Source organism: Paenibacillus sp. 2TAB23 (assembly GCF_052115165.1).
In the GTDB taxonomy this organism is placed as follows: domain Bacteria; phylum Bacillota; class Bacilli; order Paenibacillales; family Paenibacillaceae; genus Pristimantibacillus.
The window spans coordinates 41,483-56,287 of record NZ_JBFRGD010000025.1; the positions used below are offsets into that span (position 1 = coordinate 41,483).

General features: G+C 50.3%; 10 protein-coding genes. 1 reads left to right on the forward strand and 9 read right to left on the reverse strand.

All coding sequences use genetic code 11. The features are described from left to right. Positions 1 to 14 precede the first annotated feature (14 nt). Genes AB4Z29_RS26755 through AB4Z29_RS26765 form a run of 3 tightly spaced genes read right to left on the reverse strand, consistent with a single transcriptional unit; the run spans position 15 to position 6,834 of the window. Positions 15 to 2,441 (reverse strand): FecR family protein, encoded by a 2,427-nt coding sequence (locus tag AB4Z29_RS26755; RefSeq protein ID WP_441946029.1) that lies wholly within the window; start codon positions 2,439 to 2,441, stop codon positions 15 to 17. After that, the gene (locus AB4Z29_RS26760) at positions 2,438 to 4,204 is read right to left on the reverse strand and encodes a CHASE2 domain-containing protein (RefSeq protein ID WP_441946030.1); all 1,767 of its coding nucleotides are present in this window, start codon (positions 4,202 to 4,204) and stop codon (positions 2,438 to 2,440) included. Before AB4Z29_RS26760 ends, AB4Z29_RS26755 begins: the two co-directional genes overlap by 4 nt. Before the next feature lie 14 nt (positions 4,205 to 4,218). Beyond that, positions 4,219 to 6,834, reverse strand: coding sequence for an SLC13 family permease (locus AB4Z29_RS26765; RefSeq protein WP_441946031.1), 2,616 nt, complete (start codon positions 6,832 to 6,834; stop codon positions 4,219 to 4,221). A gap of 200 nt (positions 6,835 to 7,034) precedes the next feature. Here AB4Z29_RS26765 and AB4Z29_RS26770 point away from each other — a divergent pair, with 200 nt between their 5' ends. Then, positions 7,035 to 7,457 carry a DUF4395 domain-containing protein gene (locus AB4Z29_RS26770; RefSeq protein ID WP_441946032.1) on the forward strand — a complete coding sequence of 141 codons (423 nt, stop codon included), beginning with the start codon at positions 7,035 to 7,037 and terminating at the stop codon, positions 7,455 to 7,457. Between the two features lie 92 nt (positions 7,458 to 7,549). Here AB4Z29_RS26770 and AB4Z29_RS26775 read toward each other — a convergent pair whose 3' ends face one another. The 6 genes from AB4Z29_RS26775 to AB4Z29_RS26800 all read right to left on the reverse strand — a co-directional run bounded on the left by AB4Z29_RS26775 (position 7,550) and on the right by AB4Z29_RS26800 (position 14,718). Continuing rightward, a complete protein-coding gene (locus tag AB4Z29_RS26775) occupies positions 7,550 to 8,536 on the reverse strand; it encodes an oxidoreductase (protein ID WP_441946033.1) in 987 nt (328 codons plus the stop codon). Positions 8,537 to 8,703: 167 nt separating this feature from the next. Beyond that, entirely contained in the window at positions 8,704 to 10,008 is a 1,305-nt protein-coding gene (locus tag AB4Z29_RS26780; RefSeq protein WP_441946034.1) for a 6-phospho-beta-glucosidase, read from the reverse strand. Continuing rightward, positions 9,993 to 10,988 carry an N-acetylglucosamine kinase gene (locus tag AB4Z29_RS26785; protein WP_441946097.1) on the reverse strand — a complete coding sequence of 332 codons (996 nt, stop codon included), beginning with the start codon at positions 10,986 to 10,988 and terminating at the stop codon, positions 9,993 to 9,995. The genes AB4Z29_RS26780 and AB4Z29_RS26785 overlap by 16 nt, the downstream gene beginning before the upstream one ends. 154 nt (positions 10,989 to 11,142) lie before the next feature. Continuing rightward, positions 11,143 to 12,789 (reverse strand): extracellular solute-binding protein, encoded by a 1,647-nt coding sequence (locus AB4Z29_RS26790; protein WP_441946035.1) that lies wholly within the window; start codon positions 12,787 to 12,789, stop codon positions 11,143 to 11,145. 59 nt (positions 12,790 to 12,848) lie between these two features. Further along, entirely contained in the window at positions 12,849 to 13,742 is an 894-nt protein-coding gene (locus AB4Z29_RS26795; protein WP_441946036.1) for a carbohydrate ABC transporter permease, read from the reverse strand. Between the two features lie 22 nt (positions 13,743 to 13,764). Next, a complete protein-coding gene (locus AB4Z29_RS26800) occupies positions 13,765 to 14,718 on the reverse strand; it encodes an ABC transporter permease (protein WP_441946037.1) in 954 nt (317 codons plus the stop codon). Positions 14,719 to 14,805 lie beyond the last annotated feature (87 nt).

Sequence of the window (14,805 nt, forward strand, 5' to 3'; positions counted from 1 at the left end):
CCTTTAGTCAATCGTTATACTAGAGGTATCTTTACATGAATGCTCAAGTTTAGCCATGTCTGCCCCCACTCGCTATCCATAATTGGTATAGCAAGCTCATACCACCCCGGTTCAACATACGATGCGTTAAAATATTCAGCTAATAATTTTAATGTTTTTATATCCCCTTCTCCAGATATCGCATAGACGCCGTCCAATTCATACGGCGGCTCAAATTCGCCTTCTTCGGATAGCCTATTCAGTACCGGCTGCCCTATTTCAAACCCATAGGTATTAATCAAGACCTCTTTATCCAACTGATTCGGATCTTCATGGACGAATTCGACCTCTCGCGTTAACAATGCTGCTTTATGGGTTATTAAAACCGACCTAAATTCCTTCTGCACGTCAAGTGTCTCGGCATTCATTAGAGAGTCAGCAGCAATCGTTACCAATAAGACTGTGCCATATTCCATTTCATTCACAAATTTCACAATAAGCTGCTTCGCTTCGTTCGGGTCAACAAACACGCTCTCAATGTCAAGCTCAATGGCTGAATTCTCTATTGGACCTTCGCTTCCCTCAATCAACGCTGGCAGGAACCCTGGCAAATCTGGCATTACAATTACGCTAACGTCGGATGGGTTAATCGGCATCCCATCAGCTGATGCAATGTTCGACGTAAAGGGTAAAATCAATGTGCTGCTATCTGGCGTGTAGGCCATATCCCCAATCGGTACAGGAGGCTTTTTAGCGACGATGTTTATAGCTTGCCTTACATAATGCGGTTGGCCTCTATCATCTTGAAGATTAATAATCACCTCATATAATGCCGGCTCAAGCAATTGGAAATTCGTTATATGGAGAGCAATGGCCATTCGGTTTGGCCCAACCATAGAAGTGTTCAACACATATTGCTTTAGATCATATTCAAACTCAGAGCCGCAGCCTTCTTCGTAATATCGCCCTGGGCTCGGGTACTCCCCTGTCTCCGGGCACACTTTATTTATTCGAATATCAGCTCCAACTTCGGAATCGTACGGAATTTGATATCCGAGCGAATACAGTTCTACAGCTACCACCCCTACTCCGTCATCCGAAGCATCCTCATGCTTATACTCCCTATCATAAAGTTCCTGTTTGAATATAAATTCGATATCCTGGCCGGACTCGATATTGCTCGTAACTAGATCTTCTCCTTGAATATCATTTGTTTCCGCATTCTTCAGTTGGCCAGCTAGAATTGTAAATCTAATTTTCGATCCATATTCAATCGGCTCCGATAGCTGCACGAGCAGCTGCTTCGAAGAATCCGAGCTAACAGTAACCTTATCAACGATTGCTCTTTCTTCGAAACGCTCCATTTCATCATTAAATACTTCTAGCTTCACAATCTTTGATCCGTCCTCAGGAAACGAGCTGTTAGGACCGTTGTAAGCAACCGAGGCTGTAAAAGGCAAATAGAATGTTTTGTCACTAAAAATATAGGATTGAACCCCTCTATAGAGTGCATCCAGATCTAGCAACGGGGGTACTGGCTCTTCTGTAGGAGCAGGCGTCTCCGTCGCTACCGGCGTTGCTGTAGGTGTCGCCGTTGGCACTGGTGTCGCCGTTGGCGTTGGCGCAGCTGTCGGTGCCTGTGTCGGCACCACTACGCCGCCTCCCCCGCCAATTTGGCCCGAACCATCCTCATAAACGATTTTGGTATCGCTCGACGTACTTCCGTTATCCTTCAAGGCAGCAGCCGCTTCCTCTTGCTTTTTAACCGCAATCAGCTGTTTAACCTGTTCAATTAGCGCTTTATCCGCCTTCGCATCCTTCTCCAGCAGGGCAAGGTAATGCTCCAGGCCAACTAAAGGAAGATCGCGATAATTCAGCTTTTCTTTATCGCCGCCATTCACATCCAGCCCAAGCTGTTCGTTCGGGTTAACGATCGTCTCTTCCTCGAGCTGTTCGCCGTGCTTCGTTTTTACCGATCCTTCAAAAACACCGACGTAGCTTTCGCCTTCTTCATATTGCACTGTAAATTGCGTCCCCATTACGCCCATGATAGCGGTAGGCGTCTCAATCTCGAAACGCGAATCCCCTTCCAGCTTTTTCTTGATCGTAATAAGCACTTTGCCCTTCAATAGGCTCAAGCTCGTCTTACCGCCCAGCGCCTTCGCGCTTTTGACCAGCTCACTGATCACAAGCGTCGTGCCGGAACCAATCGTAACCTGCTTGTCGCTGTCCAGATCCAGCGTAACTTTACCGTCACTGCCCGTTAGAATCGTATCGCCTTGCGTTAAAGCCATGCCTTTGAACGCATTAAACTTCTTCGAGCCGCCGCCCTTTTTCACTTCCGCTTTGCCCGCAGTCGCAGTAATCTTACCTGCCTTGTCCGTATCCTTCGCCATGACCGTCGTTGGCATAACGATAGCCAGCACCAGCAGCGAAATAAACAGCAGCTTTAATGTCCTCATTGTATTCCCTCCAGCTCATAGATTGTAATGCCCTGCTCCTTGCCCTTTACCTTGATCTCGCCAAGCGGGGCCGCATGAATTCGTCCCTTCACCCTTTGGTATACGGCATCGCTCACAATAATTTGGCCGGGCTTCGCGTTGCTCTCCAGCCTCGCCGCCGTATTGACCGTGTCGCCTATCGCCGTATAGTCCATCCTGCTCTTCGAGCCGATATTGCCAAAGACAGCCGGTCCGGTATGGATACCAAGACCAAACTTCACGCCAAAGCCGAAGCGTTCAATCAGCTTGCGCTCCAGCGCAGCCGAGCCTTCCTTCATCGCCCATGCCGCTTCGACCGCACGCATCGGATGATCCTCTAGAAGCAGCGGAGCGTTAAAAATAGCCATGGCCGCGTCTCCTATAAACTTATCCAGCGTGCCGTCGAATTTAAAGATGCAGTTAGCCGCAAGATCGAGGTACTCATTTAATATTTCTACGATTTCCTCCGGCTCCGCCTTCTCCGAGAGCGGGGTGAAGCCGCGGATATCAACAAACAGCACGGTTAGCTCCCTGCGCGTACCGCCTAGCTTAAGGCCATCCTCGCCGTTTTTCAGAATTTGGTTCACAACCTCCGGCGCAACATACCTACCGAATATATCGGTCACACGGCGTCGCTCGAACAGCTCTTCCACATAATGAAAGCCAACGACGATTATGCAGCTAATGACAAGCAGCGGAACGACGTAACCGACCGAAATAATAAGTCCTTTTTCATATAAATATCGGCCCCCAAGCACGAATACCGCAATGATGACAGCAACCGCCGAGAAAGAAATAGCCATATTCCATTTCCGGAACAGGAAGAACGCTAGCGCTGCCGCAAGCAGTAGAACGAGCTCGTTCCACTTCCAATCCAGCTTCTGCTTCAGATTCTCATCCAACAGCGCTTGAATAATATTGGCGTGGATTTCCACCCCGTACATGAGGCTTTTCACTTGCAGCGGTGTAAGATAATCATCCTTGAATCCCGTGGCATAAGGGCCAATCAACACGATTCTATCCTTGAAATATTCAGCAGGAACATCGCCGTTCAGCACCGCCGAATAAGGAATGGCCTCATATTGTCCTGGGCGGCCCGTGTATGAAATAGGGAATTGGCCAAATGCGTCAAGCGGAAGCATATCCGCATTCACCGTTTCTCCGAGCCGTTCCTTAAACATACGGTAGATAACCCAAGAAAAACTCTCTACCCGCTCCCCTTCATCCATGAAGCTATATAAGGAATTGCGTACGACGTGGTCTCGATCCGGTATCGTATTGATATGCCCGACTGCTGCTGCAGCCGTCTTAAGCTCTGGGAAGGGCTCGGACATTTCAAGCGCCTCGATATCCCCCTCTTTGGCAGAGGATGCAAATGTACCGTACACAGGCATGACCACATTGCCCGCATTTTTAGTCGCGCTAATTAACGCATCATCTGACGAAGGATCGTCTGCCGAAGGCGCCGGGAACGTGACGTCGAACGCGATAACCGCAGGGTCACCCGCATCGAGCGTTTCAATAAGCTGCGCATGAACATTCCGGTTCCACGGCCAGCTGCCATACTCCGTTACGCTCTCGTCATCGATTGCGATAATCGCGATGCGCGTATCAATATCGCCTTCCTTCTGCATAAAGCGGTCTTGAAAGAAATAGTCCATGGTGTCCAGAGAGCCCCGGTACATCAGGAACATGGATAAAGCGGTCAAGACCGCAATGATATGGATCAGCTTTATTTTCATCATACCCCCCCTCGCTGTTACGAAATAAGATCAAGCCACTCCCAGTAAGGCACGCTCAGAGCCGCAGCCAGCAGCACAGCCAGCCCATACCATAAAGCAACCCTCTGCGCTTGCCGGTGCGAAAACGCTTTTCCCTCCGTACTATAATAAGCCGTCAGATACGTCGGTGATTGATAAGCAAAGAAAAACGGATCGGTTGCGAGCAGAATAACAAATACAAGCACCCAAGGATGGATGCCAACCATTTCGCCCAAGGGGACGAGCGCCGTTACCAATAGAATAACTGCCGGATCGTCGCGAATAACAAACGTTATGGCAAAGGAAACCAAAATAACGGCTATAATAAACAAGGCGGGACTAGCCGTAAAAACGGACATATGCGCGCCAAGGAATTCCGACAGCAGCTCAGCAACGCCAAGCTGCCCAGCTACTCCCGCAAAGCTGAATGCCGCGCCGAGGAAGAGCAGGAACGTCCAATCGATGCCTGTCGCTATCGTTTGCTTATCCAACACGCCGCTTGTAACTAGCACCGCGAAGCCAATCAGCATAATCCACGTGCTGTCCATCCCATGAATCGGCTGCAGAACCATTAGCCCAATACAGCCTATAACCGTCCACATGGACACCCGTTCATCCTTTGTAAGAGGTCCCAGCAAGCGCAGCTGTTCATCCAACACCTCGCCCGTGACTAGCTTGGCAGGCTCCAGCTTGCGGAACATAAAGTGAAGGATGACAAGCATAAAGACGCCAAACACGATAAAGGCAGGCAAAGCATAGAGCAGCCATTGCAGCCAGGATACCCCTTTATCCGTCGAAGCAAGGCCAAAAGCCATTACATTCGTATAAGAGCCTGTCAGGACAAAGGGAGCAGTGAAACCGAAGAAGATCATGGCAACGAGCCCAAGCCCAGCGGCTCCTTTGCTTTTCTCGCCATAGCCAAGCGATTCCGCAAGCGTCTGCGCCATCGGTACGCCGATCGAAGCTTTGGCCGAAGAGGAAGGAAGCATTGGGTTCAGCAGTACGCCTCCGGCAACGATGCCCCAGAGCTGGCCGCGATAGCTAGCCGGAAATCGTTTGAGCGCATGCAGCGCGAAGCGGTAGGATATGCCCGACTTTGTAATAACCGCACTGATTGCCATGATGAAGATCATGAACAGCCACGAGCTTGAGCCAAAGCCTGACAATGCAATCTCAGGAGAGGCTACCCCGCCCAGCACCCATAACATAATCATGCCGAGCGCCACGACATAATCAGGCAAGACCGGCACGATCCACATCACGACTGCCGCTAATGCAATGCCAATAAAACGCATACCCGCTTCGGATAATCCACCAAACGGCTCAAGGATAAAAGATAAAACCATACATAGAATCGATAGGATTACGGCTGCCGCCTCTGCGGCACGATTGCCCTTGAGCAGCCTTCCAGCGCCCTGAACAAGCAGGTCGCTGCGCCTTCTCGCCAGCTTTTGCTTAGCAAGCCCATATGCCCGATCCGTGTTCAGCGCTCCGCCCTTTGACGACAGCGTGCCCGCTAGCGTGTCAGCAAGCTGCAAATACTCCAGCGCCYGATTATTTCTGCCCGCAGCCCTGCAAAGCTCAGTTCCGCGCTCATACAGAAATAAAAGCTCTTGCGGCTGGAAGGCATGCCCATGACCTAATGCCGCCTCTACAACGGACAAGCCCGTTTCAGGAGCGTTACTTTCGCAATAGGGCAGAAAATGCCGGAGAACAGGATAATTTACGGCTAATAAATCCCTCGGGCAGCGGTTAATGGTACGAAAGAGATCCGTTCGTTGCTGGTCGGTCACATCGCCAGCTACTCGCGCATATGTATCTAGCGCTGCAGGCCAATTCCCCTTGTCTCCCTGCACAATAATAAAGGCGGCCCAGTCATTCTGCGCCACGTACCAATTCACAGCTTTATCAACCCAAGAAGCCATTTCCTCATAACCGTAGCGTTCCTTGCTTATATCATTCAACACGGGCTTAAGTCCGTTTGTTAGAGTAAGCCATTCTGATGTTCTTGGATGGTCTTGAAAGCATTTCTTTAGGAAGGGATTGTGCAAAAGTTCGTTGTCTATTGAAAAATGGAAGGTATGCTCGGCAAGCCCTTTGCTAACAAGCGGAACGTGAGCGCACCACAGCAGAAACCGGGAAGTCTGTTCGCGCATTTGGCTAAGCTCATGGAGAACGCGTTCGGTTTCGGTCTTTTTGGCGGCATGCAGCCTGCCGTTTGTCGAAATTAATCGCCGTGAGAGCAGTTTAATAAAGTAGGCGGAAAAAACGGTATTCTCCGCAACAAGTCGCTCAAACGTGAGGCCGTCAATGACATAAAGCACAGATTGCTCCGCAGTTATAGATTCAGCAGATCTCGCTTCACCAGTAAGCAGGGCCATCTCTCCGACGACCTCGCCGGCTCCAAGTAAAGCAAGGGATCTCCTCACCTGCCCGTCTGCATGCGAGAAAAGCTCAATCGATCCGCTTTCTACAATATACATGCAATCGCCAAGGTCGCCTTGGCGGAACAGCCTCGTGCCGGCGGCAATTTCCCGTTTCTCCATCATGCCGAGAAGCTTCGCCAGCTCCATATTCGATAATCCTTTAAACATGTCAATGCCTGTAAGATTCACCTATTAATCTACCTCACATCAGCTAAACTAGTTCTTTAGTTTCATAGGTCTATTATATAGGAATAGTGAAAATAAGGGATAGTTGTCGAAAGTTATCTAAAAATAATTTTTATCATATATCTTGAAATACCTGTTGCTAAATGTTCAGCCATTCACTACTATGAAATTAAATAAATCCAATATGGAAAGTTGGTATTTAGATGAAAGAAATTCCGATTCCTTACGTCCGCAGCAATCAGACGGGCATTGTTATCTTTCTGCTTATAGCAATTGGACTGCAGCTGCCTTGGCTCATAGCGGTCTTGTTTATTATCCAAATCATCGGCCTCCTTGCAGGCCCGAAAGCAAATGCATTCATTCTAGCAGCCCGTCCTTTCCTCACTCGCTTCTTACCTGCAGCGCAGACAGAAGCAGCCGAGCTGCAGCGCTTCAACAACTCACTCGGCGTAGGCTTTCTCACCTTGTCGCTGCTTAGCTTTGCATTCGGCTGGTCTGCAGCCGGCTATATTTTTGCCGGGATGATGGGCGCTGCGGCTCTTGCAGCCATTCTCGGCTATTGCATCGGCTGCACGATTTACTTCCAGTACAAGCAATTTCGCGCACGACGCGTGAAACGAGGCTAACGCTACCTGGACACCGAGTGCCTTCGCACGGTCCTTCGCAAAGTGAACGCAGCCTCGGATGCCACAGATCCGTATCGCTCGAAGTCTATTTGCTACAGCTTAATAATAACCCTGCCGCTGGACTTTCCAGCCAGCAGGGCATCGACATGAGCGTTTACCTGCTCCAGCCCGATTTCCGTGAATAGCTCTCCGAGCACGCTTGGCTTATATTCGCCCGCCAGCAGCTCCCAAACCTTGCGCCTCTTATCCATGGCCGTCATAACCGAATCAATTCCGATCAACCTCACCGCCCTAATAATGAACGGGAATACCGTTGCAGGCAGCCCGGAGCCTCCGGTCAAGCCGCTCGCCGCGACAACGCCGCCGTATTTCATTTGCGACAGAAGCACTGCCAGCGTCTCTCCGCCGACACAATCAATCGCTCCCGCCCATCGCTGCTTGTCCAGCGCCCGCTTCGCGCCTGCTCCAAGCTCCTCGCGCGTAAGAATATGCTTCACGCCTAGCTCCTGCAGATAGCCGCCCTTATCCGCTTTCCCCGTACTCGCCGCTACCTCGTATCCGAGCTTGGCCGCAATGGCGGCAGCGACGCTTCCAACTCCGCCCGTCGCTCCCGTTACAAGAATAGGGCCATCCTCTGGGCGAATGCCGTTCTGCTGCAATTCGTATACCGACAAGCCTGCCGTAAAGCCCGCCGTCCCCAGTATCATCGCTTCTTTCATGGACAGATTTCCAGGCAGCTTTACCGCCCACTCAGCAGGCACCCTTGCATACTCGCTGTACCCGCCATAATGGCTGACTCCTAGACCATAACCCGTTACAATAATCTGTTCGCCAGGCCGGAATTCGTCGTCTTCGCTTGCGACAATCGTGCCCGCAAGGTCAATGCCCGGTACGAAGGGATAGCTCTTCACAACGCCTCCGCCTGCCATATACGCCAGCGCATCCTTGTAGTTCACGCTTGAATACGCTACTTGTATAAGCAGCTCGCCTTCCGGCAGGTCCTTAACCTCCAATCGCTTGATACCAGCAGCAACTTTGCCATCTATTTGATCGAGCACTAACGCTTTGAAACCAGACATGCGCATTCCTCCATCCGTCTATTCAAAGAGCTTCTCTCCGAGTCGTTCACTCATCCTCGTTCACTCTACAGTAGCAGTTTTCATAGTGAAATGCGACTTGCCGGATAAGCATGCAAAAGGATGCCGCAGCCGATTGGCAGCGAGCATCCTTATTATGTGTCATTCTTTTATTCGGCGAAAAACCGCGGTAAATAGGCTTTGTTTCGCTCCAGCATCTCATCAAGCATAAGCTGGGCGTCATTTGTCGAGTCCACAAGCGGATGATGCGCAAGCGCCAGCAGCGCAGTGTCCCTATTGCCCGTAACAGCTGCCTCAATAGCAAGCTGCTCATACACCTTGACCGCATGGATAAGCCCTTTGGCTGCGGCAGGCACGATTGCTACCTTTTGCGGAATCGGTCCTTCCTTGGTCACGATGCAATTCACCTCAATGCATGCGTCATCCGGTAGGAAATCCAGCACGCCTTGGTTCGGAACGTTCAACGTTTGAATATCGCGGCTGTCATTGTACAGCGAGTTCATCAGCTTAACCGCCGCTTCAGAATAATAAGCCCCGCCGCGTTGTTCAAGCTGCTTTGGCTTTTCCGATAAATTCGGGTCCTTGTATATGTCAAACAGCTCGTCCTCAAGCCGCTGGACAGTCTCCGCGCGCGTCTCCCCTTTGGCAGCCGCAGCCTGCTGCTCGGCCAATATTTCGCGCTTTAAGTAGAAATATTTGAGGTAATACGAAGGAATCGCTCCCAGCGAACGAAGCAAGCTGCCATTCCATGCGTATTGCGGTACGTTTTTGGCCGAATAGCCGTCCTCGTTGTTCAGCAGCTCCTCCAGCTTGGATTCTCCGTTCACCGTGATCGTACTGATCCAATGCAGGTGGTTAAGCCCCGCAAACTCGCAATAAATATTTTCGATCGGCACTTGATACACATTTTTCAGCCATTTATAGGCCGCGATAGGAGAGTTGCATAAACCAACGGATTTAATTTTCGAGTATTTGTGAATCGCTTCCGTAACCATTCCCGCTGGATTCGTGAAATTAAGCAGCCACGCATCCGGGCAAAGCTCCTCCATATCCTTGCAAATCTCAAGCAGGACGGGAATCGTGCGCAATGCCTTCATCATGCCTCCGGCACCAGTCGTCTCTTGTCCGATCATCTTGTACTTAAGCGGAATCGACTCGTCCCAGCCGCGCGCCTCCAGCCTGCCGACCCGCATTTGCGTCGTGACGAAATCAGCGCCTGCGAGCACCGATCGCCGATCCAGCGTCAGATTCAGTTTTATTGGCAAGCCTGATTTTTCGATCATTCGAATGGCCAGCTGCCCAACAATCGCCAGCTTATTGCGGCCCGCTTCAATATCAACCAGCACAATCTCCGTAACCGGAAAGGTTTCATAGTTCAAAATAAAGCCTTCAATTAATTCCGGCGTATAGGATGACCCGCCGCCAATCACAACTACTTTTAGTCCAGCACCCATTCTACAGGAGCCTCCTTCACAGCCAGATACTTGTACAAGCTTGCGTATACAGACTCTTCAATTGTAAGAGCCGTTTTTTCCATTGCTAATAATATCGCACCCGCTACAGGTTCCATCGTCAATACGGACAATCGGCAATTCGGAGCTGCCTTCTTTACGCTACGCTCAATAAATGGAGCCGTATAGCGGCTGTCGCCCCGAGTGAGCACACTTCCGACCATCACAAGATCAAATACGTCATCCTGCATGCTTAGCTTTCGAATAACGGCACTGGCTGCCAAGCCAAGCTCCTCGCCCTGCCGCTGCAAAATCCCGCCGGCAACCGAATCGCCTTGCTCAGCCGCTTCGAATAACAGCTTTGCAAGCATATGAGGGATGTGTCTGCCTTCATCTAGGAAATCATGGAACATAAGCTCTACCGATGCATAATTCAGCATGCGAAGCGTTAAACCCGTAAGCAGCGTCGCCTGCTCCCGGCCTTCCCATGCCCGAATAACCGAGCGAAATACCTCTACCGCGAGATTGCTGCCCCCGCCAAAATCACCATAGGCATAACCAAATCCGCCGCACTGAACGTGATCGCCATGCTTGTTGATGCCGTAGCTGTTCGTACCGCTTCCGCAAATGACGACAACGCCATCAGGCTGCTTCGTTCCAGCCCGCAAACCGATAACCGTATCGCATACAATGTCATAATGCACAAAGTCCAGCTGGGCAATCATCGGCCGTAAAATTATAAAATCCGCCTCGCGATCCGCCCCCGCTAGTCCAAATACCGCATATGCAATATCCGCTTTTACAACTGCTGCTTGCCGCAACGCTTGCATCACGGCAGCTTCAATATTGCCTTTTGCCAGCTCCACGCCTAATTGATGATTGCCGCAGCCGCTCTCGCCAAGGCCGATGACGCGCCCGGACTGATCCGTTACGACAGCAATCGTCTTGCTTCCTCCGCCATCAACACCCAAATAATATGTCAAATATAATCGCTCCCATGTGAATGCTTGGTTTAGATGGCTGCGCACACTCCCCTTGCAGGGAGCCCGCTCCGCGGGAGCAGTTCCCGCAAAGCGCACAGCCTCCAAACCGTTGCAGCAGATTGCATTTAGCGCGTAGCGCTGACTGCTCATTTGTTTATTTCAGCTTGCTTACATTCTCTTGCCACTTCTCGGTTTTGTATTTCAAAAGGCGCTCATAGCCCGCTTTTTGCGCATCCGCTTCAGCCTTGTCCAATATGCTCGCTACTTCTTCATCCGAGGCTGCGTTCATAATGGCTTTGGCTCTCGCTTTCTCGTAAATATCATGCACGCTTTGGGCTACGATGCCTTCATCGGTATCTCCCGCCGGATCCAGGTTAACGAATTCCGTCGTGTTGTACTGCGTTTTCCACGTAATTTCCGATTGCCAGTACGTTTCCCAGCTGCGCTTCTCCGCAGGAAGCGTAGATTCGAACTTCATTTTGGAATTATCTACATAAACGGTATTCCCATTCCATTGGAAGTTGACTGTAGCTGCCATAAGCGCTTCGCGCTCTTCAATGTCCGTTGTGAATTTCTCAGTGAACAACGGCGCTTCGTCCGCATCCGCTCCGTCCCAATATAGACCTTCAGGACCCCACATAATGGTACGTTGGCCTTCCGGGCCTGTGAACCAATCCAAGAATGCAAAGATTGCTTCTGGATCTTTGGCCGCTTTCGTAATCACGCTCACGTTCCAACCAAGCTGCTTGTAATCGCCTGGGAAAATTTTGTTTTTGTCGAGACCCGCTTTATGAACCGGCCATACCATGATGTAGCCTGCGCTTGGATCTGCTGCTTTAAGAAGCGCATTCCCCTTCGCACCGAACTCCGTTGGGCTGGATGCAGCGTACACCGCAATTTTGCCCGTTACGACCTTCTGCTCAACCTGCTCCAGCTTTTGCGTGAATGAATCCTGCGAGATTAGCTTCTCGCGGTACAGCTTGCTCGCATATTGAATGGATTCGCGGTAAACGGGATCCGTGAAGATCGAACCCAGCGTATCGCCGTTTGGTACGGCCTTCATCGCATTATACGTATAAGGACGGTTCTCGCCGAACGCCGACACCAATATATCAATACCTGATGCGCTTTGTCCGACTTCAAGAGGCACAACATCCGGGTATTTCTCCTTAACCTGTGTCAAATAGGCATACAGGTCATCCGTTGTTTCGAGGCTAGGAGAGCCAAGCTCCTCGTAAATCTTCTTGTTTACCAGGTATCCAGCGTTGCCGTTCGGCTGCGTGGTGTACCAGTTCGGGAATTGGTACAGCTTGCCGTCAGGTGAGCGCAGCATGTCAAGTGTCGCTTCTCCTGCCCATTTTTTCAAATTCGGGTATTTATCCAAGTAGTCATCAAACGGAACAAGCAATCCTTCAGAGCGAAGCTTCTCTACATCCGCGTCGCGCTCCATCCAGATCACGTCCGGCAGCTCCTGCGAGACGATCATCGTGTTCAACTTCTGCTTCGCGGCACCGCCGGAGCTGACCGGAACCACGTTTACTTTTTTATTGTCTTGAATCCACTTGGTTGCAAGATCTTCGCCCCAAGGCGGCATCGTGTACCAGTCATAATGTCCGTAAAAAGAGAATTCGAGCGGCTGCTCACCCAAAACATATGCGGCTGTCGTAGACTCCGGGGCATTGCTTGCTCCCTCCCCTGTTTCCGAATTTGCCTCCTTATTGCTTGCGCACCCCGTTAATACCAGACCCAAGACAACTGTGGTTGACAATGCCGCTTGAAACGCTTTACTGAATTTAGTCATCGCTCAAACTCCCTTCCGCCTATTTATCTATGGTTAAAGCTAACGCCTTGAACCCGTGGTTATTCCTTCAAGGAACCGATAAGAACGCCTTTTACGAAATACTTTTGCACAAAAGGATACACGCATAGGATAGGGACAGTCGCTACCATCATCGTAGCCATTGAGAGAGACTTCGTCGTAACAGCACGCATCGAGCTCATTCGTCCCTGCGCTGCCGAATCCATCTGAGACATCTGCTCGAGCATAATATTAGAGTTCAATATTTGTTGGAGCTTAGTCTGAATGGGAAGCAAATCAATGTTGGAAATATACAGGCTCGGCGAGAACCAGTCATTCCAGTGGTACACCGCCGTGAATAAGGAAAGYGTTGCAATAACAGGCCCCGATAGCGGAAAAATGATTCGGAACAGGATGCCCCAATTGCTGGAGCCGTCAATCTGAGCCGATTCCTCAAGACCGCCGGGAATGCCCATAAAGAAGGTTCTGAATATAATCATGTTCCACACGCTGATGATCCCGGGGATAACCATAACCCAGAACGAATTCATCAGATCAAGCTCACGAATGAGCAAATAGCTCGGGATTAATCCACCGCTGAAATACATCGTCAATATGCAAAAGACCATATAGAACTTTTTGCCGATCAAATTTCTCTTTGTCATGCCGTATGCGAAGATCGCCGTGGCCGCAATGGACAAAACCGTTCCGATAATCGTGCGAAGCACTGAGATAATGAAACCATTAACCAGACGTTTATCCTTAAAAACCACCTCGTAATTGTCCAAGGAGAACACCCGCGGCCAGAAGGTAATGCCGCCAAGCATCGTATCCGTTCCCGCGTTAAACGAAATAACCGCAGCGTTCCAGAAGGGATAGAAGGCAGTAAAGCCGAGTATAAACAATAAAAAATAGTTGACCGTTACAAAGGTTTTATCGCCAAAGGATAATTTCATTGCTGCGCCTCCCTTTCTCTCTTTACCACAAGCTGTTGCCCGACCTGCGAGCCATATAGTTCGCGCCTGCCAGCAAGCCTACGCTGATTACGGCTTTGAACAAGCCGGCAGCTGTCGCATATGAGAATCGGGAATTCTGGATGCCTACCCGGTACACATATGTATCGATAACATCGCTCACGTCACGCAGCACGGGATTTCCCGCAAGGAGCAAGATGTCCTCGAAGCCGGCATTAAGCAGATTGCCGATCGCTAGGATGGAGAACACGACGACGACAGGCAGAATGGACGGAACTGTAATCGAGAAAATCTGCCTCACCCTGCTTGCTCCGTCAATCGAGGCCGCTTCGTACAAATGCGGATTAATGCCGGCTATGGCAGCCAAATACACGATGGAAGCAAATCCGATTTCTTTCCAGACGCCAGTTGTGACGAGAATGGCCCAGAAATATTCAGGCAAGGATAGGAAGTTAATAGGCTCTTTAATGAGATGCAGAGACTCCAGCAGAATATTCAAGCTGCCGTTGTCCGTCGAGAGCATCGATACGACGAAGCCGGATACGATAACCCAGGATAGGAAGTGAGGCAAATAGCTGATGGTCTGAACGATGCGTTTAAAGGTACGGTTATGAACCTCGTTCAGCATAAGCGCGAGCAGGATCGGCGCCGGGAAACCTATGCCAAGCTTGAGCAGGCTAATGATCAAGGTATTCCGCATAACCGTCCAGAACTCAGGAGCATTGAAGAACATTTCGAAATGCTTGAAGCCCACCCAAGGGCTGTTCAGGAAGCCTTTGAAAATGCTGTAATCTTGAAAGGCCATCAGTACGCCGTACATCGGAATATAGCTGAATACAAAAATGAAGAGCAGCGCGGGTATGACCATGAGTTGAATATCCCATTGCTTAATGAATCGTTTCGCGAGCCCTGGCTGCTTGAACACATGCTGCGGCTTTCTAATTTCAGTCTCAAGCATGGTACCCCTCCTTTTTGTGTTAGATTCATTAACTTATCGCGTCATGTTTTTACTATATCTTCATTTTAGCCTGCAGACTGCCCGCAT